The sequence below is a fragment of the Mycobacterium sp. NBC_00419 genome, from assembly GCF_036023875.1.
Lineage (GTDB): Bacteria > Actinomycetota > Actinomycetes > Mycobacteriales > Mycobacteriaceae > Mycobacterium.
On record NZ_CP107931.1, the window covers coordinates 312,399 to 331,860 of the forward strand.

Sequence of the window (19,462 nt, forward strand, 5' to 3'; positions counted from 1 at the left end):
CCTCTATGAACAATTCCTAGACTCGCCGACATGCCCAAGCCCGCCCTGCCGATGAAGCCCACCGGCTGGTTTCAGGTCGCCTGGTCGGATGAGATCGCTGTCGGCGACGTGCACCGGATGACCTACTTCGACGCCGACTTGGTGGCCTGGCGCGCCGAGTCCGGGGCGGTCACCGTGATGGACGCATACTGCGAGCATCTCGGCGCCCATCTCGGCCACGGCGGCACGGTTGTCGGCGAGGTCATCCAGTGCCCGTTTCACGGCTGGCAGTGGAACAGCGAGGGTCGCAACGTCTGCATCCCCTACGAGGACCGGCCCAACCGCGGTCGGCGCATCCGCACCTACCCCGTCGTCGAGCGCAATTCGTCGATCTACATCTGGCATGACACGCAGGGCCGCGAGCCCTACTTCGAGGTGGCCGACATCTTCGCCGATTTCGGTGACGACAGCACCGCCGCCGACTACTACCCACAGGCGCGACTGTTTCGCGCCCGGCTGCAGATCCACCCGCAGTACGTTCTCGAAAACGGCGTCGACTTCGCGCATTTCAAGTACGTCCACCAGACGCCGATCGTGCCGCTGTTCACCCGGCACGACTTCGACGGGCCGGTGTCCTATGTCGATTTCACGATCACGTTCGAAGGCGACGAGGGCCAGATCATCGACGACGTCAACAGCGGCGTGGAGGCCATCAACGCCGGCCTGGGCATCGCGGTGACCAAGAGCTGGGGCATGGTCGACAACCGCACCATCTCGGCGATCACCCCGGTCGACGACTACACCTCCGACATCCGGTTCATGGTCTACATCGGCCGAGTGCCAGGCGAGGACAGCGCGAAAGCCGAACGCAAGGCCGGCGAATTCGCCCAGATGGTGATCGACCAGTTCGCCGCCGACATCGAGATCTGGCGCCACCAGCGCTACACCCTGCGGCCGGCCCTGGCCACCTCCGAATACGACGGCTTCACCGCGTTCCGTACGTGGGCCAATCAGTTCTATCCCGAGACCCCGGTCCAGCTGCACTCCGTTGCGGCCGAACAACTTTGAGGAGAAACACCATGACCGCCAAGAAACCGATCCGGGTGTTCCAGGTGGCGACCGGCAACGTCGGGTCCGAGATGATCAGGCGGATGGCGCACCGATCGGATCTGCAGCTGGTCGGGCTGCATTGTTATACCCCCGACAAGATCGGCCGAGACGCCGGTGAGATCGTCGGCCTGCCGCCGATCGGCGTGATCGCGACGGGTTCGGTCGAGGAGATCATCGCCGCCAAGCCCGACGTGCTCACCTTTCACGGAGTGTTCCCCGACGAGGATCTGTATGTGACGGTGCTCGAGGCCGGGATCAACATCGTCACCACGGCCGACTGGATCACCGGGTGGCACCGGGACCGCAACCACCCGCACCCCTCCGGCAAGCTGGTGAGCCAACTGCTCCAAGAGGCTTGCGAGAAGGGCGGTTCGACGTTCTACGGCACCGGCATGAACCCGGGCGTCAACCAGATTCTCGGGGTGGTCTGCTCGTCGGACGTCGCCGAGATCGAGAACGTCACCACGATCGAGTCGGTCGACGTGTCCTGCCACCACTCCAAGGACACCTGGATCGAGGTTGGATACGGCCAGCCCGTCGACGACCCGAGCATTCCGGCCAAGCTGGAGAAGTACACCCGCGTCTTCGCCGACAGCGTGCTGATGATGGCCGACTGCTTCGACGTCCAACTCGACGAGGTGACCTTCTCCTACGAGCTGGGTGCGTGCACCAAGGACGTCGATCTCGGGTGGTACCAGCTGCCGAAGGGATCGCTGGGCGGCAACTACATCAAGTACCAGGGCCTGGTCGACGGAGTTCCTCGCGTCGAGACGCACCTGGAGTGGCAGATGACCCCGCACACCGATCCCAGCTGGGACATCAAAGGCTGCTACATCACCCAGATCAAGGGCGACCCGTGCATCTACAACAAGCACATGATCTTCCCGAAGCCCGGCGTCGATCTGTCCGATCCGGATTCGTTCGCCTCGATCGGGATGACGGTCACCGGGCTGCCCGCCCTCAATGCCATCGCCTCCGTGGTGGCGGCCCGGCCCGGGCTGATCACGAGTGCGGATCTGCCGTTGCGTGGGTTCGCCGGCCGGTTCAAAAAATAAGACCGCCGGTCTCGAGCCCGCTGGCAGCTCCTGAGAGCGAACTGAAACGCCGACAGTATCGCTCCGGATTCGTTTTGGTGAACGCAGGATGAACGCCCAGTTCAGGGCTTGATTCGCGGCGCCGGGGCGGTGTGTTCGGCGGGTCGGCTTGGCCGCGGGGCAGCAACACCTGACGCTCCCGCGGCCGTCCTTAGGGCCGGCGCGGCGGGGTACCGAAGATAGCGAAGGGCGCTAAAGCGCCATAACGGGGCAGGTAAAGTGCCCCGCGTGGGGAAACACCGGTTAGCCAAGCCGCGGCGCCGCTGGTCGATTGCCGGCGTCGCCCTGGCCGCTCTTCCGGTCGCTGCGCTGCTGTCCGCGAGCACCGTCACCGTCCCCGCGTCGGGCACCTCTTCGTCGCGCCCGGCCAGCTCCGGCGTCGAGCTGGTGGCCGCCGCCCCGCTCGATATCCCGGCAGCGCCGGTGGCCGCCCACTACATCGTCATGTCAGCAGCCGACGTCGCTGCCAGCCGCAGCGCGGTGAACCGTCGCGTGCTGCCGGTCGGGATCTGCAACGAGAAGGGCCTGCAGGTCAAGACCATCCTCGCCGAGCGCCTCGTCAGTTCGTACTTCCCCGAGATCACGAACATCGGCGGGGTGCGGGCAGATGCGCTCAAGTGGCATCCCAACGGCTTGGCGATCGACGTGATGATCCCGAACTATCAGACGCCGGCCGGCAAGGAACTCGGTGACGAGATCGCCGCGTTCGCACTGGCCAACGCCGACCGGCTGTCGCTGAACCACGTGATCTGGCGGCGAGTGATGTACTCGCACAACGGTGCCCCCAGGCTGATGGGCAACTACGGTTCCGACGACGCCAACCACTACACACACGTTCACATCGCCACCGACGGCGGCGGCTACCCCACCGGCAACGAGATCTACGTCGGCTGAGATCACGGTGAACAGACATTCCCGCCCGCTGACGACGCTGGCCACGCTGCTGGTCTGCTGCGCACTCGCCACGCCCACGGCGTACGCCGACACCCCGTTCTGGGGCGGCTGGTACAAGATCACGTTCCACACCGACCAGAAGTCCGGCACGAGTATCGCTGCCACACAACAGGAGACGCCCTACACCGCCTGGTACAAGATGACCACCGACTGCTCCGGTGCTACCTGCGTGGCGTCGGTGCTCGACGGCCCGACCCCCAAGGACAACGTGGTGCAGTCGGTGAAGTTCGACTGGACGGGGTCGCAGTGGTCACGGTCCAACAGTTGGCGCTGGGACTGCCTGCTGCCCGACGGCACGATCACCTACGACCCGGCGAATTCGGTGACCACTTACGCACCGCAGTCCGACGGCTCGCTGGCGGGCACCTTCACGACCACCATCGACAGCGGCGCCTGCCAGGGTACGGTCACCATCCCGCTGACAGCCGTTGCGGGACAACCCTAGAAGCCGACTGCGGAACAGCGCGCGGAGCCCTAGGGTGCGAAACGTGAATCGTGTAGACCGGTTTTTCGAGGTGTCGGCGCGCGGGTCGACGATGGGTGCCGAGATACGCGGCGGGATCGTCACATTCATCGCGATGGCCTACATCATCGTGCTGAACCCGATCATCCTCTCGAGTGCCCCCGACGTCGCAGGCAACGAGCTCCAGTTCGGTCAGGTGTCGGCCACCACCGCACTGGCCGCCGGAGTGATGACGATCCTGTTCGGCGTGCTCGCCCGGCTTCCGTTCGCCTTCGCCGCCGGGCTGGGCATCAATTCGTTCCTGGCGACGACAGTCGTCGGCACCCTAACCTGGCCCGAGGCGATGGGACTGGTGGTCATCAACGGGGTGATCATCGTGGTGCTCGCCGCCACCGGGCTTCGGCGGATGGTGTTCGACGCCGTTCCGATGCAACTCAAGCTGGCGATCACCGCCGGCATCGGGTTGTTCATCCTGTTCATCGGACTCGTCGACTCGGGGTTCATCCAGTCGACCGGCCTGCCCTCTCCCCCAGTGGGTCTCGGCGGCGGCGGCCACGGCTCGATCAGCACCGTCCCGACGCTGGTCTTCATCTTCACCCTGCTGCTCACCGGAATCCTGGTCGTGCGCCGGGTCCGCGGCGGAATCCTCATCGGCCTGGTGATCGGCACCCTGGTGGCCATGGCCATCGAGGCGATCTGGCATCTGGGCTCGGCGGTGCAAAACCCCGGCGGATGGTCGCTGTCGGTGCCGGAATTGTCCGGATCGCCGTTCGCGCTGCCCGACCTGTCACTGGTCGGCGCGTTCAGCTTCGAAAGTTTCAGCCGCATCGGTGTTCTCGCCGCGACCATGCTGGTGTTCACATTGGTGTTCGCCAACTTCTTCGATGCGATGGGGACGTTCACCGGCCTGTCGCGCGAGGCCGGTGTCGCCGACGAGAACGGCGTCTTCCCCCGCCTGCGCACAGCGCTGATCGTCGAGGGCGCCGGAGCTATGGTCGGCGGCGCCACGTCGTCGTCGTCAAACACCGTGTTCATCGAGTCGGGCGCAGGCATCGAAGAGGGGGCCCGAACCGGTCTAGCCAACCTGGTGACCGGAGGACTGTTCCTGGCGGCCATGTTCGTCTCGCCGCTGGCCTCGATCGTCCCCAGCGAGGTCGCCGCCGCAGCACTGGTCATCGTCGGGACGATGATGTTCTCCCAGCTGCGCCACGTCGACGTCGCGGAGTTCTCGGTGGCGCTCCCGGTGGTCCTGACGGTGTCGGTGATGCCGTTCAGCTACTCGATCGCCAACGGGATCGGGGTCGGGTTCATTACCTGGGTGGTGGTGCGTTCAGCGGCGGGCAAGGCGCGCGAGATCAGTCCGCTGCTGTGGATCGTGGCCGCCGGTTTCGTCGTGTACTTCGCCCGCGACGGGATTTCGTCGGTGCTCTGAGTCGGCATCCACGTGAGTTGTCCCCTTATTGGGGGACGGCGGAATCCACACGCTGACCGATACTCCTGGGCGCGGGCGTCGACCACGATGGCCCGATGCAAACATTGCGGCAGCGCCCCGGTCGGACCGAACTGCACTCCCATACCGGTGGCGAGAACATGCGGCGGGCCGCGACGGCAAGCTACGTCGGCTCGGCGATCGAGTACTACGACTTCTTCATCTACGGCACCGCTGCCGCACTGGTGTTCCCCGAGGTGTTCTTCCCGCACCTGGGCGCGACCATGGCGACGGTGGCCTCGCTGGGCAGCTTCGCCAGCGCGTTCCTGGCGCGCCCGGTCGGTGCGGCGTTCTTCGGCCACATGGGTGACCGGATCGGTCGCAAACGCACCCTGGTCATCACGTTGATGATCATGGGCTTGGCGACCATCGGCGTCGGACTGGTTCCGAGCACGGCCTCGATTGGGATCGCGGCGCCGTTGATCCTGATCGCCCTGCGGCTGATGCAGGGGTTTGCCGTCGGCGGCGAGTGGGCCGGTGCGGCACTGCTGTGCGCCGAGAGCGCCCCTGGCGAAAAGCGTTCGTATGCCTGCATGTTCACCCAGCTTGGCCTGGGATCCGCCCTGGTGCTGTCCAACGTGGTGTTCCTGCTGGCGCACACGCTGCTGGGAACCACCAGCTCGGCCTTCCTCCAATGGGGTTGGCGCATACCGTTTCTGCTGAGCGCGGTGCTGCTCGGCGCGGCGCTCTACATCCGGCTGAAGGTCGAGGAGACCCCGGCGTTCACCGAGTCCACACCCGCCCACACCGGTGTGCCGATCGTCGGCTTGTTGCGCCATCAGGCCCGCGAGCTGATCCTGGGAATCGGCGTGATGAGCGGCTTGTTCATGTTCGCGTTCCAGGCGGGCACCTACTTCACGACCCTGGCCGAGCGCCAGGCCGGCATCTCCAAGACAGACATTCTCGGGGTCGGTGTGCTGGGCGGATTGTGCGTGGTCGCCGTCGTGGTCATCTCGGCGACGTTGAGCCGGACCTACGGGCCGCAGCGCGTGATCGCGGTCGGCTTCGCGCTGGCGCTGCCGTGGTCGTTCGTCGTGATCCCCATGATCGAGACCGGCGAGCCGGGGTTGTTCGGCGTGGCCATCGTGGTGACGTACGCGATCACCGGCATCGTGCTGGGTCCGCTGGCCTCGTTCATCCCTGGCATCTTCGCGTTCAACCATCGCTACACCGGCGCGGCCATGACGAGCAACCTTGCCGCAATCCTCGGTGGCGCAATACCGCCCGTCATCTCACCGGCGCTGATGGCAGCCCACGGCAGCGGTGCGATCGCGCTGATGATGGCTGGTTTCTCGGCAGTGAGCCTGGTCAGCATCGGGTTGCTGCGCCACCACCGGTGATCTCGCCGGCCCGCCGCGATGACCTACGATGTGTCGGCGGCGGCCTCGAGTCGCCGGCATCCTGGGGAGGAGAATCGACATGCGGATCCTGACTATCGGCGCGGTGCTCACGGCAGTCGCCATCGGGGGCGCTTCCGGCGTCGCCGCGGCCGCGCCGAAGAACTACTGCGCCGAGATCAACGGCGTCGACACCGGACAGGCCTGCCAGATCAACCTGTCCGATCCTGCCTACGACGTCAGCGTCAGCTTCCCGAGCAGCTATCCGGATGCCAAGTCGGTTGCCGACTATGTGAGCCAGACCCGCGACGCATTCCTCAACGTGGCGAAGTCGTCCACCCCACGCGAGCTGCCCTACGCGCTGGACATCACCTCGACCACCTACGAGTCGTCGATACCGCCACGGGGCACGCAGGCAGTGGTGCTGCAGACCTACCAGAACACCGGCGGTGCGCACCCGCAGACGTCGTACAAGTCCTTCAACTGGGACCAGGCCTATCGCAAGCCGATCACCTGGGACAACCTGTGGCAGCCCACGGCCGATCCGCTGCCGGTGGTCTACCCGATCGTGCTCGCCGAATTGCAGAAGCAGACCGACCAGCAGGTGTTCATCCCGCCGAGCGCCGGCCTCGACCCGGCCAACTATCAGAACTTCGCGATCACCAACGATGGGGTGATCTTCTTCTTCAGCCAGGGCTCGCTGCTGGCCGAAGCCGCGGGCCCGGTGCAGGTTCTGGTCCCCCGCTCAGCGATCGACTCCATGCTGGCCTGAACCGGCATAGCCTCAGCGGCGTGGTCGCGCTGACTCGTCGGGAGTTCATCTACGGGGCAGGCGGGTTGGCGGCTGCGGCGGCCCTCGGCGCCTGCGGCACCGAACGCCCGTCATCCGGAAAACACGTCATCGTGGTCGGCGCGGGGATGGCCGGACTCGCGGCAGCACGCGAACTCACCGACGCTGGTGTGCGGGTGACGGTGGTGGAGGCGCGCGAGCGCATCGGCGGACGGATGTGGACCGACACGTCCCTGGGGGTGCCGATCGACCTGGGCGCGGCGTGGATTCACGGTACCAAGGGCAATCCCCTTGTCGCCCTTGCCAACCAGGCCGGCGCCGCCACTGCCGAAACGGACTGGGACGACGTGGTGGTGTTCGACGGCCGCCACCAGGTGGACGCGGCGGCGCTCGACACGGCGGCCGACGCCTGGGCCGCGGTGTTGAAGAAGGTGTACTCCCTTGGCGAGGACGCCGCGCCGGAGGCCTCAGTGGGCAGTGCCCTGGCCGGGGTGAGCGACGGTGATGATCCGCTGTTCGCCTGGCAGGTGGCCACCGACATCGCCGCCGAGTACGGCGCCGACCCGGAAGACCTGTCGCTGAGGTGGTTCGGCGCCGAGGGCGAGTTCACCGGACCCGACCTGATCCTGCCGCAGGGTTACCGGCAGCTGGCGAACCATCTCGCCGACGGCCTGAGCATCCAACTCGGCACCGAGGTCACCCGGATCGTCGATGACGGACAGGGCGTGCGATTGGACACCTCCCGCGGTGTGCTCACCGGTGACCGGGTGATCGTGACCGTCCCCCTCGGCGTCCTCAAGGCAGACACGATCACTTTCGACCCACCGCTGCCCGAGGCCAAGCGCGCGGCCGTCGCTCGACTCGGCTTCGGCGTGCTGGACAAGGTGGTGCTGAGCTTCGACGAACCGTTCTGGCCGAAGTCTCCGGATGTGATCGGGCTGGTCGGGCCAGGCCAGCCGCTGCCCGTCCTGGTCAACGGCCTGTCCTTCGGCGCGGGCGCCGTACTGGTGGGCTTGCGCGGCGGCGACGCGGCACGCAGTCGCGAAGCGCTGTCCGATCAGCAGAGCGTCGAGCAGGTGCGCACCGCATTGGACGCGCCCGCGCCGAAGGGGTCGCTGGTCACCCGGTGGGCTGCGGATCGCTACGCGCTGGGCTCCTACAGCTACCTGGCGGTCGGATCCAGCCCGGCCGACCAGGACGCCCTGGCCGAGCCGGCCTCTGACCGGGTGCTATTCGCCGGTGAGGCGACCTATGGCGAGCATTTCGCGACCGTGCACGGGGCGTACCTGAGCGGCCGGCGCGAGGCCCAGCGAATTCTGGGTTGACCTGACAGTCGCCCTCACGCCGCCTTATGCGCCGGAGAGATACCCGGTTGCCTTGTCGTACCAGAAGTTGTGGTCGTTGATCCCGCCGCCCGGCGTCGGCGACCCTCGCGTCGAGACCCCGAGTCCGGCACCGAAGAGCACGGACATCGCTCCCGACTGCCTCGCCAAGGTCATGTGCTCGCCCCAGGTGATGGTGGAGCCCACCACGCTCACGCCGGCGTCGGTGGCCTGGTTGCCCGCGAAGTGAGCGAACCGGCCACCCGTCGCCGTGAAGGAGTCGCCGAAGAAGTAGCTCGTGGCGGAATCCTCGAAGTTGGCATTGGTGTTCGTCAGGTCCCGGCCAGACAGAGTCGTCGACCCGTTGACGTGCCCTTGCGGTATCTGCCAGAGCATCACCTTCGTGCCGCCCAGGCCGTCGGACAACGACTTGACCAAGAGCAGGTAGTTGTTCCACTGGTCGGCGTTGAAGAACCACTGCGCGAGGTTAGGGTCCGCCTTCGCGGCGTTCTGCAGCGTCGTGAAGACCGCCCTGACGTCGGCGGCGCCGGCCGGGAAGTTGCCGCCGTACTTGGCGTAGAAGGCCTGGAAGGCCGCCTTGGACAGGCCGAAGTACTTCAGGCTGTCGGCATCGGAGAGGGAAGCCACGTTGCCGTACGCCCCGACGACGAACGAGCTGAGATTGCCGAATGCCGCGGTCTGCGTCGTCGGGCTGAAGATGTTCGGGTCGAATGCGTAGGCGCCGTCGACCCCGTACTTGTCGATCGCGAGGAACGGGGTCCGCCCGGGCGCCCCGGACAGCGAGGTCACTCCCACCTTGGCGAGGAACGCGGCTAGTTTCGCCCCCTGTGCGGCGATGAAGTCGCGGCCCTCGGTCCACGTCGGTGCCGGCTTGGTCCACGTTCCCTGCCACGGGTAGGTGCTCTGGTCGGTCATATGCAGCAGCCCCAGTGACCAGTTCTGCTGATCGGCCACACTCCAGATGTTGGTCTTCCAGCCGATGCGCACGTTGGGCAGTCGGCTGCCGACGTAGTAGTTGATGGCCTGGACCATGCCCGCGAGGTTGTTCTGGAAGTCGGGGTCTACTCCGCGGGTGAGCAGTCCCTGGTCGTACATGGCCGAAACTTCGGCGGTGTTCTGGGTGCGGTCGCCGGCTACCGGTACGAAGGTATGGGCCTGGAAGGTCGGCTGCGAGATCGCCATGTAACTCAGAAAGTCGGGTTCCATGACGACCTGAACCGGTACGCCGAGCTTGTTCATCGTGCCGAAATCGGTCGCCATCTTGGCGTAGTAGCGCTGCATGTAGTTGGTGAACAGGCTCGGATCCTGTTGTGTTGCAACGTTGTAGTCGTTGATCGCCTGGTAGGCCGCATCGGGACCTTCCACCACTCCGGTCGGCTGGCCTGCAGGCGTCAGCACGTTCTGGATGTTGTAGTAGACCACCACGGGCACCATGCCGTGCCGCAACGCCTGGGTGAGCAGACCGCTCAGGTTGCCGTCGGAGTAGCCGGCGCCACCCTGGTCGTAGATGTAGGCGTAGTCGATCGGTGCGACGCCGGTGCGGAAGTTGAAGCTCTCCAGGAACGTGTCGCCGCTACCGTCGACTGTCGTCACGGTGCCCACCGGGAGGTACCCCTCGACGGTGTCGGGTACGGCGTGCGTTGCCGGATCGGCGATGTAGAGGCCGACGTAGCGCTCCGCCGCCCCGTCCTGGGATCGAATGGCGAGCCCCAGGAATCCTGGCTTGGTCGCCGTCACCTGGATCTGATTGCCGGATGGCGTGATCTGGACCAGATCGGGCTTGTTGGCCAGCACGGTGTAGTCGCTGGTCGGTCCGGGCAGGGTCAGGGTGAACGTCGTCCCGGCATCGACCTTGATCGCATCAGCGCGCTGCTGGCCGGGGTCGACGCGCACGGCCAATGTCGAACTGGCCGAGTCGAGTTCGGGGAACGTGATGAGTTGGAAGTTGGAAGAACCCGAACCCAGGGTCCAGCTGAAGAACGTCCGTCTCACCAATTGCAGTGCACCGGAGAGGAAGTCGGCAATCGGATTGGCCGGCAAGTGCGACAGCCACTCGGTTGCCGAGTCGAAGAAATGGGTTATCGCGGCCCTGAGGAACTGACCCGGCGCCGAACCGACCGTGCACGTCGCGCACGTCGGCGGGATCCGCGGGGTCCTCGCGACGGTCGGCAGCGCAGTGTCGACGGTCGCGTTTGCCGTGCTGGTTTCGGCTATCGCCCGCGCAGGCGTTGCAGCACCGCGCATGGAACCGGCCGCCGCCACGGCCGGCGCGACCGACTCGGCCTGGTTGGCGCTCTCGAGCGTGGCGCGCAGATCACGCCGGGAAACAACCCGGGAGGGCTTCCCGCTACCGGCTCCAGCGGTCTCGGCCCGGTCGACCACATCGGCTGCGACACGTCGTGCCGACGAACCGTGGGTCGTGCCGGGGCCGGCAGACGGCTGCCTGGTCGCCCCCCTCGCAGGTCCGGCTCCGGGGTGGTGGCCCGCTGTCGTCGCGGCGTCGTGGGCGGAGTCGTCGGCGGACGCGATGCCGGCGGGAGTGGGACCGACCAACAGCACTCCGACGACGAACGCACCCGCACACACCCGCACAGCTGTGCTCAAGGCAGACATTGGGCACCCCCGACCCCCGACAGTGCCGCGCGCAGCGGCGTGGCCGCAAAGCTACTCCGCTGGTCCCATCCGGTGACCAAATTCGACAACTCAATCGAGCAATTTGCGATGCTGAACACCATGGCTCGCCTCCCCCGCCGCATCGCCTCCGAATTGAATGCGACGCTGCGCAGCCCACAGGTTGCCGGTGCGGTCGCCGGGATCGAGGGCCGGCTCACTCAGCGCCGCCGCGACCAGAAGGTGCAGTCGGGTGCATTCCGCGGCGTGCACGTCATCGTCTATCGCGGTTTCGTCGCCGACGACGTGGCCCGGGTCCGGGTTCGGGTGATCGAAGCTCCGGAGTTACCGGGCGACAGCCGAATTCCGTACTGGGACATCGCCCAGGCCAATCTGCGCCGCCACGCCGCACTGGACATCGCCGGCGCCGAGGTCGAATTGCGAATCGGGCGCCACAGCGCCACCGCAGTCACCGACGACCACGGCTTCGCCACGTTCGCGCTTGCGGTTCCCGGTGTGCGGGTCGGGTGGCACGAGGCTCTCGCGGTCACCACGGCGGTCGGGGACGAGGCCGTGTCCGGCACGGGCCCGGTCGTCAAGCCGTCGCTGAAGGCCCCGTTCCTGGTCATCTCCGATATCGACGACACCATCCTGCTCACCGGGCTGACCGAAGGGGTCAGCATGGTGGCGCGCACCCTGCTGCGCGACGCTGAGCAGCGCCGCGCCATTCCGGGCATGGCAGCGCTGTACCGGGGACTGAACCGCGGTGTCGTCACTCGCGCAGGCAACCGCAAACCCGAGCCGACGTTCTTCTATGTCTCCACCGGCAGCTGGTCGTTCTACCCGTTGCTGGAGCAGTTCGCCGAACTGCAGGGTTTCCCGCAGGGCCCGATGTTCCTCACCGATTGGGGCCCGACCGAGCGATATCTGCGGCGCAGCGGCGCCGAGCACAAACGCCAGGCCATCCGCCGGTTGTTCGAGGCCTACCCCGGCATGCGGTTCGTGCTGATCGGTGACAGCGGACAGCGCGACCCGCTGACCTACGAGGAGATGGCTCGCGACTTCCCCGGTCACGTCGCGCTGGTGTTGATCCGCCGGGTCGGCTCCGAACACGACGAACGTAACCGCGAGGTGGCTGTGCGTGCGGCGGCGCTTCGAGATGAGGGCATCCCGCTGTACCTGGTGGCCGACGCCTCGGAGGCCGCGGAACTCGCCCGCTCCCGTGGACTGTGCGACGAGGACACCGTGGCGGCGGTACGCGCTGAGCTCGACGACGCCCCGTGACGCTTTGGTTGCGCCGGTGTCCGTATTTGCTGAGCTGATAGCCTCTGCAGGCGAGAACCAAAGGGCATCATTGCCCGGGGAAGGAAGCATGGGCGCTTCGAGGTACGTCGGCCGAGTCGGCGGTCTGGCGGTCGGACTCGGTGTGGGCGCAGCGCTCCTGTTCGGCGCCGCCTCGGCGTGGGCCTCGCCGGACAGCGATTCCGGCCCGGCGTCGACCAGTTCAGCGCATTCGGCGCGGCAGGCCAAGAAGGCCAAGCCGGCGGCCGCGGCCCGCACACGGTCGACTCCAGTAGCGCGCCCCGCCACGCCCACCGTTGCCGGCCCGCGCAGAACCGCCGGCGCCCGCGCGACCGTGTCGGTGTCGGCGACACAGGAGTCGGTGAATCTGCCCGCGATGCCCGTCGAAAGTGGCGCGTCGTTCACCGTGTCGAGGGACTTCATGGCGGGCTTCGCCGCCGACTACATTGCTGCGGGCGGCGACCCGGCAGACAGCCCGCGTTTCTTCTTCGGCGACCTCGCGGTGGCCAGTCTCGATGCACTCGCCGACCCCGCCGTCACCCCGGATCAGACCCGACTGCTGCTGGGCAATCTGGCCGCCTCGGGGTACTTCGGCGGAATCTGGTTGCGCGACAACCTGCGTGACACGGCGACGGCGACCGTCGCCCCGGCAGTGGTGACGGCGGCGGCCCAACCGGTCTTCGACCTGTCGCCGTCGGCGATCGCGCTTCACCTGTTCGACGGGGTGGCCGCCGGACTCGTCGGCGCCGCACAGAGCAATCCGTGGATCGTCAACGCGGTGGCGCATGTGTCGGTGCCGGTGCTGCTGGCCCTCTACGGCTATAACAAGGGCTATCTGGACGTGGTGCTGGAGAATCCGCCGGCGGGCGTACCGTCGATGGCAGACACCTTGAGCTGCAACGGGTTTCTCGACTGCAACTCCAGCGCCGTCCCGCTGGAGTTGGCGACACGATACGACAGCGCACTGGCCAAACTCGACAGTCCCACCACTCTCGGCTGGGCGGAGATGGCGGTGTGGAGCAAGGTTCTCGAAAGTGCCACCGGGGCAGGGCGATTCGTCTGGCAGGCCATCGTCGCGGCCGGCGGACTGTCCCCCACGTCCTATGCGGCACTGGTGGACTTGAGCTCGGCCTACCTGATGGTGAGCAAGGCTGCGGTGCTGTCGAGCATGATCGCCGCCGCCGACGGTGATGCAGCGGTGGGCGCTAGTTCGCTGCGCCTGCAGGCTGGTCTGTGGACGTGGTCGGGCAGTTACTTCGCCGGGCTGGCCTCTAGTGCACCGACCGGAACGTTGCCGTCCATCGTGGTCTCGTAGGTTAGGGAACCATGACGCCTCGTATGTTCGCTGCCACGGTCGCGGTGCTTGCTGCCGCGGTGATGTCGGGCTGTAGCACCACCAACTCTCCGGCACCGGCCAGTCCGACGACCACCACGAAAGCAACCGGTGGCGAAACCCGTTGCACTAAGGCACAACTCGCCGACGCCGCGGCATCGGCGGCGCGGGCACTCGGCAAGGACAACGTCTACACCATCGACGACCTGCAGTGCGCCGACGGCTGGGCGGTTACCAGCGGATTGCTGGCCAGCGCGCAGCAGCCCGACCGGGGCGCCCCGACGTCGTTCGCGTTCCGGGCCGAAGGCCAGTCCTGGGTGGTGCAGGACAAGACCAAGGTGTGCGGGACCAACCCGACCACCACCACCGCGCCAGCCGACGCCACGATCCCGGCGTCGCTGTTCCTGTCCGGGTGCGCGGCGGGCTGAAGCGGCTTTAGCCTGTCAGCTGTTGACTCTTGTTGGCCTTGCGGGCCAACAGACGATCCCGCTGCTCCTCGAACTTCTGCACCTGACCCTGGAAGGTGGCGAGGTAGTCGGCGAGCTCGTCACGCCGCTGCTCGCCGACCGGGCTGAAGTCGGTGCGTTCGAACAGCCGCCACTTGCGCAGCGTGGGCATCAGCACCTCGTCGAGATGCTGACGCGGGTCGTAGATGCCGTGCTTGGCCATCAACACGCCGTTGCGGCGGAAGTTGGGCATCCCCTGGCCGGGCATCCGGAAGTTCTCCACGACGGCGGCAATGGCCTCGAGCGCCTGATCGGGCGCGAGATCCAGCGCGGCGCCGCAGAGGTTGCGGTAGAAGATCATGTGCAGGTTCTCGTCGGCGGCGATGCGCTGCAGCAGCCGGTCGGCGATCGGATCGTCGCAGACCCTGCCGGTGTTGCGGTGACTGACCCGAGTGGCGAGTTCCTGGAAGGACACATAGGCGATCGACAGCAGGAAGTCGGTCTTGTGCTGGGCCTCCTCCTCAGCGGTGGGCCCGAATCCGTTGGTGACGTGTTCGACGCGTGCGCGTTCCAGTGCGACCGGATCGACACCGCGGGCGACCACCAGGTAGTCGCGGATCGCGATGCTGTGCCGGCCCTCCTCGGCGGTCCAGCGGCCCACCCAGGTGCCCCACGCCCCGTCGAGGGAGAAATTGTCGGCGGCCTGGCGGTGGTAGGACGGCAGGTTGTCCTCGGTGAGCAGGTTGGTGATCATCGCAGCCTGCGCGACATCGCTGAGCTGCGACTGCTCGCCTGCCCAGTCGTGACCGCCGGTCGCGGCGAAGTTACGGCCACGGTCCCAGGGCACGTAGTCGTGGGGGTACCAGTCGGTGGTCACCGAGAGATGTCGGTTGAGGTTGTCCTCGGCCGTGGGCTCCAGTTCGGCGAGGAGAATCTCGTCCGTTAACTGCTTGGCCATCACACCTCCCCTGCTTTCGACCGGCAGGGGCAACTCGCCCGCGCGGCGTGGAATGATCCGCGGACCCGAGGACCAGCTAGAACCCCCACACCGTACCAGCTCAGCGGAGCACCGAGCGCCATGGCACGGCCCCGTTGCCCAGCCGTTTCATCCGGAGATTTGCCGGTCGAATCAGTTAACTGGGTCGTTTCCATGCGGAATGCGCCTGATGGCATCTGCCACTGCCGCTGACCAGCGCGTCGTAGGCTCGAACCGATGTCCGACGAGTCCCAGATTCGGTTCCTGCCCTTCGACGGCCGGCGGGTGGCCTTTGAGGTGCGCGGGAGCGGCCCGCCGCTGGTGGCTCCGGCATGGTGGGTCAGCCACCTGGAACTGGATTGGCAGGACGCCGGGGTGCGGCGATTCTGGGACACCGTGGCCGCCGGCCACACCCTGATCCGCTACGACCGGCTCGGCGTCGGCATGTCGGACCGCGACGTTCGCGAGACCGACCTCACACTCGCCGGCGAGGTCGCCGTGCTGCGGGCGCTGCTCGACGAACTCGGCATCGACCGCGCCGCGCTGCTCGGCGGCTCGTCGGGCAGCTGCACCGCGGCCGCCTTCGCCGCGGCGAGTCCGCAACGCGTGGAGCACCTGGTGCTCTACGGCTCCTATGCCCGGGGTGACGAGCTCACCCCTCCCGGAGTTTCTGACGCGATCATCGGCGCGGTCCGCGCGCACTGGGGATTGGGTTCGCGCATGCTCAGTGACCTGTTCCTCGACGGCGCCGACGCCGCCGAGCACGAACGGTTCGCCCGCGTGCAGCGCGAGTCGGCCAGCGCGGATACCGCGGCCGCACTGCTGGCGCTGGTGTATCGCCTCGACGTCCGCGACTATCTTCCGCTGGTTCAGTCGCCGACCGTGGTCATCCACCGCCGAGACGATCGCGCGGTGCCGTACCGGCTGGGTCGGGAGGTCGCCGCGACGATCCCCGGCGCCACCTTCGTTCCGCTGCCGGGCAGTGCCCACTTCCCGTGGCACGGCGACGTCGATTCGGTGGCCCGGGCGTGCCGCCTGGCCCTCTCCGCGCAGCCGGACACGCCGCAGACGAGTCCGGGCGAACCGGGGCTGCTGTCGGACCGCGAGCGTGAGATCTTGGGTTGCGTCGCACGGGGTCTCGCAGATCGGGAGATCGCCGAGCAGTTGGTGCTCAGCCCGCACACGGTGCATCGTCACGTCGCCAACATCCGCCGCAAGCTCGGCCGTACGTCACGCACCGCAGCGGTCGCTGAAGCCGCGCGCCTGGGCCTGTTGTGAGATAGCCGAAACGGGCCATCCGCCAGAGATGGCCGCATCGAGCGATGCGCCAAGGTCCTGGTGGCCCATAGATTCCGGGCATGACCGAGACCATGCATGCCCCGACGCCGTACGCCACCTGGCTGCGGGTGATGGCCCGGGTGTACGACCCGTTCTTGTGGCTCGGCGAGATCGTCGGAATGCGGCGGCGCCGGCGTGAACTCCTGGCCACGGCCTACGGCACCGTCCTCGAGATCGGGGCGGGCACCGGGCTGAACGTGGCGCACTACCCCGCCGCGATAGACCAGCTGCTTCTGGCCGAACCCGAGCCGGGGATGCGGCACAAGCTTGCCCGGCGCCTGGCCCGCGATGGCCGAGCAGCCCGGGTGCTCGACGCCAGCGCCGAGAACCTTCCACTGGCCGACGCCTCGGTGGACACGGTGGTCTCGACGCTCGTCTTGTGCACGGTCGCGGACCCGAGTGCTGCGCTGCACGAGATCGCCCGAGTGTTGCGCCCTGGGGGCCACCTGGTGTTCATCGAGCACATCCGTTCGGGCTCAACGTTTCTCGCGGCATGTCAGGATGCGCTGCTGAAGCCCTGGCGTGGCTTCGCCGGCGGATGCGTGTGCAACCGGCCGACGCTGGACCTCATGCGCGCCCACGGATTCGTCGTCGAGGCCGACGACGGGGTGTGGCACGGGATGCCCGCGATCGTGCATCCGCTGGCAGTCGGGCGGGCGAGAATGGCTCTCGGTCATGGCTGAGCACCGCGCGCGGCTCCCGCACCCGCCATATCTGCGCAGCGCACTTGCCGGCGCGGCGATCGTCGGCGCCGGATACCTCCTGGCCGCAACGAACTGCGGATCAGCGTCGGCGGCTCCGGAAGGCACTGCCACCCAGTGCCTTCCGGGCTCATCCTGCCTCGGTAAGTCTGCCGCGGTCGGCCCCGCGGCCGCCACGGTCGCCGTTGTTCTGGTGGGCGACGGCACCGCCGAACATCCCGACGGCGGATTGCTGATCGGCAACGGCTACACGCCGAATCGCGATACCTGCGGCAGCCTGTGCCGGGGTGGCAACGGTGGGTTGTTGATGGGCAACGGCGGTAACGGAGCCAACGGCGGCGACGGTGGCAACGGCGGGCTGTTCGGCAACGGTGGACGCGGCGGCGACGGCGACAGCGACAGCGAAGACATCAACGGGGGTGCAGGTGGCCGCGGTGGTCTGCTGTTCGGGATCGGAGCCGACGGCGGGAACGGGTCTGCCGGTGGAGGTGATGGTGGAGATGGTGGAACCGGCGGGCTGTTCGGCGGTCACGGCGGCAACGGCGGATTGGGCGGAACCGGGTCGGCAGGCAGCAATGGCGGAAACGGTGGAAATGGCGGGAGCGGCGGACTCTTCGGTGGACCAGGCGGCGTCGGTGGTGACGGTGGTCGCGGCGGCGCCAATCACGCCAACGGCGGAGGCGGCGGTGCGGGTGGCAGCGGCGGCCTGATGAGCAATGGGGGCAGCGGCGGGAACGGTGGCGCCGGTGGGGCCAACGCCCCCGGGGGTGCCGGCGGAAACGGCGGAGCTGGCGGCGCATTGAGCAACAGTGGCGGCCGCGGCGGCGCGGGAGGGGCGGGCGGCGACGGAGCGGGCAAGGGCGGAACCGGAGGCGACGGCGGTGGCGCGGGTATCACTGGCCGCGGCGGCGACGGCGGATCGGGCGGCGACGGAGGTGCCAGTGTCACAGGCCCCGGCGGCAGGGGCGGCGGCGGCGGACACGGTGGTCACGGCGGATTCGCTGGTGGCACAGGCGGATACGGCGGCAACGGCGGCGGTGTGACCCTCGGCGCGGGCGGTCCCGGCGGAAGCGGGGGCGACGGCGGAGCAGGCGGGCTAGCCGGCGGAAACGGTGGTACCGGCGGACGTGGCGGGTCCACGACGTCCGGGCTGGGGGGCACAGGAGGGAACGGTGGCACTGGCGGTAGCGGCCTCGGAGGGCTTCAGGCAGGCAAGAACGGACAGCCGGGCAACTCGTCAAGCGGGGTAACCGGTGGCACCGGCGGATTCGGAGGCCGGGGCGGCGGTCCGCGCGAACTAGGGCCGACCTAGGTGCGCTCGGATCGCTTCGACCGCATCGCGGCGATGACCGTCGCGAGATCGAATGACGGGTCGTCGCCCGGGTCGAGCGCCTCGAAGGCGGCCGCGATGTCGGCGGCCCGTTCGTCGGAGTAGTCGCGTACGTGGTGGTGGGTGGCGATCAGGAATCGTTCGTCGGCGACCCCGTCGAGGGCACGCGATGCCACGAGGTCGGGATCCATGCCCCGGGCGATGATGCGGTTCTCCGCCTCGGTGGCCGGTAGCGGTCCACCGTAGTCGGCGGGCCGCAGTGCCCCGCTCTGCCACAACCCCGTTGCCGCGAGGCCGGGGATCATGACGCTGACGCCGAGGTGGGCAGGCAGCTCGCGGCGAAGGACGTCACTCAGCCCGAGCACGGCATGCTTGGATGCGGTGTAGAAACCGTTGCCCGCGAAGGGAACTCCGACGGCGTGCTCGGAGGCCGTGACCAGAAACCAGCCGGGTTCGGAACTGCTGCGCAGGTGTTGCCCGAAGGACTTGATGGTGGCCCAGGTTCCGATGACGTTGACCGACAGGGCCCATTGCAGATCGCCGAGGTTGCCGTCGAGCAAGGCCGTCGCGGGTGTGTTGACCCCCGCGTTCGCGCACACCAAGCCAGGAACTCCGAGGGTGTCGACGACCTCGGCCGCGACGCGTTCGGTCTGCGCGAGGTCGGCGACGTCGCACGCGAACGCGGCACTGGCCACGCCGTGCTCCCGGATGCGGGAGGCAGTGTCCTCGGCGGCCTCGAGGTTGATGTCGAGGACGGCGACAGCGGCCGCACCACGCTGAGCCGCGGCAATGGCCAATGCGGCGCCGATTCCGCTTCCGGCACCGGTGACCGCGACCGTGCGTCCCGCGATATCCACCCGGCTACGG

General features: G+C 67.7%; 17 protein-coding genes. 14 read left to right on the plus strand and 3 right to left on the minus strand.

Translation table 11 applies throughout. The features are described from left to right. The first annotated feature begins 30 nt into the window (after nt 1-30). The 8 genes from OG976_RS01540 (at nt 31) to OG976_RS01575 (ending at nt 8,541) form a co-directional block, all read left to right on the plus strand. Nucleotides 31-1,047, plus strand: a complete 1,017-nt coding sequence (locus tag OG976_RS01540) for a Rieske 2Fe-2S domain-containing protein (protein WP_328356949.1) — start codon at nt 31-33, stop codon at nt 1,045-1,047. Between the two features lie 11 nt (nt 1,048-1,058). Next, nucleotides 1,059-2,144 (plus strand): NAD(P)H-dependent amine dehydrogenase family protein, encoded by a 1,086-nt coding sequence (locus tag OG976_RS01545; RefSeq protein WP_328356952.1) that lies wholly within the window; start codon nt 1,059-1,061, stop codon nt 2,142-2,144. 267 nt (nt 2,145-2,411) lie between these two features. Beyond that, nucleotides 2,412-3,077 (plus strand): hypothetical protein, encoded by a 666-nt coding sequence (locus OG976_RS01550; protein ID WP_328356955.1) that lies wholly within the window; start codon nt 2,412-2,414, stop codon nt 3,075-3,077. Nucleotides 3,078-3,084: 7 nt separating this feature from the next. Further along, entirely contained in the window at nt 3,085-3,582 is a 498-nt protein-coding gene (locus OG976_RS01555) for a hypothetical protein (RefSeq protein WP_328356958.1), read from the plus strand. Nucleotides 3,583-3,625: 43 nt separating this feature from the next. Continuing rightward, a complete protein-coding gene (locus tag OG976_RS01560; RefSeq protein WP_328356961.1) occupies nt 3,626-5,032 on the plus strand; it encodes an NCS2 family permease in 1,407 nt (468 codons plus the stop codon). A 95-nt stretch (nt 5,033-5,127) separates the two neighbouring features. Beyond that, nucleotides 5,128-6,429 carry an MFS transporter gene (locus tag OG976_RS01565; RefSeq protein WP_328356964.1) on the plus strand — a complete coding sequence of 434 codons (1,302 nt, stop codon included), beginning with the start codon at nt 5,128-5,130 and terminating at the stop codon, nt 6,427-6,429. Nucleotides 6,430-6,508: 79 nt separating this feature from the next. Beyond that, nucleotides 6,509-7,198: an esterase gene (locus OG976_RS01570; RefSeq protein ID WP_328356967.1), complete on the plus strand. Its 690-nt coding sequence runs from the start codon at nt 6,509-6,511 to the stop codon at nt 7,196-7,198. Between the two features lie 20 nt (nt 7,199-7,218). Beyond that, complete coding sequence (locus tag OG976_RS01575; protein ID WP_328356970.1) at nt 7,219-8,541, plus strand: flavin monoamine oxidase family protein; 1,323 nt, start codon at nt 7,219-7,221, stop codon at nt 8,539-8,541. 24 nt (nt 8,542-8,565) lie between these two features. On the opposite strand, the gene OG976_RS01580 is transcribed toward OG976_RS01575, so the two are convergent. After that, entirely contained in the window at nt 8,566-11,163 is a 2,598-nt protein-coding gene (locus tag OG976_RS01580; protein WP_328356973.1) for a hypothetical protein, read from the minus strand. Between the two features lie 129 nt (nt 11,164-11,292). Between OG976_RS01580 and OG976_RS01585 the strand changes: the two genes are divergently transcribed. From OG976_RS01585 to OG976_RS01595, 3 genes are all read left to right on the plus strand, one after another. After that, nucleotides 11,293-12,453 carry an App1 family protein gene (locus tag OG976_RS01585; protein WP_328356976.1) on the plus strand — a complete coding sequence of 387 codons (1,161 nt, stop codon included), beginning with the start codon at nt 11,293-11,295 and terminating at the stop codon, nt 12,451-12,453. An 88-nt stretch (nt 12,454-12,541) separates the two neighbouring features. Then, nucleotides 12,542-13,786, plus strand: a complete 1,245-nt coding sequence (locus OG976_RS01590; RefSeq protein ID WP_328356979.1) for a hypothetical protein — start codon at nt 12,542-12,544, stop codon at nt 13,784-13,786. An 11-nt stretch (nt 13,787-13,797) separates the two neighbouring features. Then, a complete protein-coding gene (locus tag OG976_RS01595; protein ID WP_328356982.1) occupies nt 13,798-14,232 on the plus strand; it encodes a hypothetical protein in 435 nt (144 codons plus the stop codon). Nucleotides 14,233-14,239: 7 nt separating this feature from the next. Here OG976_RS01595 and OG976_RS01600 read toward each other — a convergent pair whose 3' ends face one another. Beyond that, nucleotides 14,240-15,208, minus strand: coding sequence for an acyl-ACP desaturase (locus OG976_RS01600; RefSeq protein ID WP_328356985.1), 969 nt, complete (start codon nt 15,206-15,208; stop codon nt 14,240-14,242). A 255-nt stretch (nt 15,209-15,463) separates the two neighbouring features. On the opposite strand from OG976_RS01600, the gene OG976_RS01605 reads away from it, so the two are divergent. From OG976_RS01605 to OG976_RS01615, 3 genes are all read left to right on the plus strand, one after another. Further along, a complete protein-coding gene (locus OG976_RS01605) occupies nt 15,464-16,504 on the plus strand; it encodes an alpha/beta fold hydrolase (RefSeq protein WP_328356987.1) in 1,041 nt (346 codons plus the stop codon). Between the two features lie 80 nt (nt 16,505-16,584). Then, nucleotides 16,585-17,247: a class I SAM-dependent methyltransferase gene (locus OG976_RS01610; RefSeq protein ID WP_328356990.1), complete on the plus strand. Its 663-nt coding sequence runs from the start codon at nt 16,585-16,587 to the stop codon at nt 17,245-17,247. Between the two features lie 211 nt (nt 17,248-17,458). Then, on the plus strand, nt 17,459-18,577 hold the full coding sequence (locus OG976_RS01615) for a hypothetical protein (RefSeq protein ID WP_442930484.1): 1,119 nt from the start codon (nt 17,459-17,461) through the stop codon (nt 18,575-18,577). Here OG976_RS01615 and OG976_RS01620 read toward each other — a convergent pair. Next, entirely contained in the window at nt 18,574-19,452 is an 879-nt protein-coding gene (locus OG976_RS01620; protein WP_328356996.1) for an SDR family NAD(P)-dependent oxidoreductase, read from the minus strand. The two genes, OG976_RS01615 and OG976_RS01620, sit on opposite strands and share 4 nt — an antisense overlap. Nucleotides 19,453-19,462 lie beyond the last annotated feature (10 nt).